The following is a 1924-nucleotide window of genomic DNA, read 5'->3' on the forward strand; positions in this document are numbered from 1 at the left end:
GTCGGACCCCGCCCCCTCGCTGAAGTTCCGTGCAGAACCGTTCAGTCGAACACCTTCCCGCTATCCCCGGGCCCCGCTCCAGGCGCTCTCGCGCAGCAGCCGCAGGCCGTTGAGGCCGACGATGACGGTCGAGCCCTCGTGGCCGAGCACACCCAGCGGCAGCGGGAGGGTGGCGACCAGGTCCCAGACCACCAGGACGGTGATGAACGCCGAGGCGATCACCAGGTTCTGCACCACGAAGGAGCGGGCCCGCCGGGAGAGCGCCACCACGGCCGGGACGGTGGCGAGTTCGTCGCGGACGATCACCGCGTCGGCGGTCTCCAGGGCAAGGTCGGAGCCGGCCCGGCCCATCGCGAGGCCGGTGTGGGCGGCGGCCAGCGCGGGCGCGTCGTTGACGCCGTCGCCGATCACCAGCACCTTGCGTCCGGCCGCCTCCCGCTCCCGGACGGCGGCGACCTTGTCCTGCGGCAGCAGTCCGGCCCGGACGTCGGTGATGCCGACCTCGGCGGCCAAGTGGGCGGCGGCGCGCGGGTTGTCGCCGGTGAGCAGCATCGGCGCGGTGCCGGTCATCGCCTTGAGGGACGCGACGGTGGCGGCGGCGTCCGGGCGCAGCCGGTCGGCGAGGCCGAGCACGCCGACCGGTACGCCGTCCGCCTCGACCAGGACGGCGGTGCGCCCGCCCTCCTCCAACTCCGCGACCAGCGCGGCGGCTTCGACGGAGGCGGCGTCGGTGCGCCCCAGGATCAGCCGGGCCGGCGCGCCGACCGCGAGGACCCGGCCGTCGACGGTGGCGGTGACCCCGACGCCGGGGGTGGAGGTGAAGTCCTCGGCGGCGGCCGGGGTCAGGCCGCGGGTGCGGGCGGCGTCGACGACGGCGCGGGCCAGCGGGTGCTCGCTGGGGTGCTCGGCCGCGGCCGCCAGCGCCAGCAGCCGTTCCTCGGAGAGGCCGGAGCCGGTGAGCGGCCGGAGGTCGGTGAGGCGCGGAGTGCCCTCGGTGAGGGTGCCGGTCTTGTCCAGTGCGACGGCGTCGACCTGGCCCAGACGCTCCATCACGACGGCGGACTTGATCAGGACGCCGTGCCGTCCGGCGTTGGCGATGGCGGAGAGCAGGGGCGGCATGGTGGCCAGCACCACCGCGCACGGGGAGGCGACGATCATGAAGGTCATCGCGCGCAGCAGCGAGCCTGTGAAGGCCGCGCCGAAGGCCAGCGGGACCGCGAAGACCGCGAGGGTGGCGGCCACCATGCCGAGCGAGTAGCGCTGCTCGACCTTCTCGATGAACAGCTGGGTGGGTGCCTTGGTCCCGGAGGCCTCCTCGACCAGCTGGACGATCCGGGCGATCACGGTGTCCGAGGCGTCCCGCTCGACCCGCAGCCGCAGCGCCCCGGTGCCGTTGAGGGTCCCGGCGAACACCTCGTCGCCGGTCTCCTTGACGACGGGCAGCGGCTCGCCGGTGATGGTGGCCTGGTCCACCTCGCTCGCGCCGTCGAGCACCCGCCCGTCGGCGCCGATCCGCTCACCGGGCCGCACGAGCACGGTGTCGCCGACGGCGAGCTCCTCGGTGGGCACGGTCTCCTCGCCGCCGTCAGGCAGCAGCCGGGTGGCGGTGGCCGGGGCGAGGTCGAGCAGTCCGCGCACCGAGTCGGCGGTGCGGGCGGTGGCCAGCGCCTCCAGGGCGCCGGAGGTGGCGAAGATGACGATCAGCAGCGCGCCGTCCATGACCTGCCCGACGGCGGCGGCGCCGAGCGCGGCCACGATCATCAGCAGGTCGACGTCGAGGGTCTTCTCCCGCAGCGCCTGGAGCCCGGCCCAGGCGGGCTCCCAGCCGCCGGTGGCGGTGCGGTCGTAGCGGAGCCAGGCCTCCTGGAGGGCGTCCTCGGCCTCGCTGATCGAGCCGAGCATCCGGTACGCGACGGCGCGCAGG

1 protein-coding gene is annotated in these 1924 nt (G+C 75.2%); it reads right to left on the minus strand.

What is annotated here, in order from left to right; genetic code table 11:
• Positions 1 to 60 precede the first annotated feature (60 nt).
• The gene (locus ACIQOV_RS39505) at positions 61 to 1923 is read right to left on the minus strand and encodes a heavy metal translocating P-type ATPase (RefSeq protein WP_401055725.1); all 1863 of its coding nucleotides are present in this window, start codon (positions 1921 to 1923) and stop codon (positions 61 to 63) included.
• Between the last annotated feature and the right edge of the window lies 1 nt (position 1924).

It is taken from the genome of Kitasatospora sp. NPDC091257, assembly GCF_044757675.1.
Taxonomy (GTDB): Bacteria; Actinomycetota; Actinomycetes; order Streptomycetales; family Streptomycetaceae; genus Kitasatospora; species Kitasatospora lactacystinica.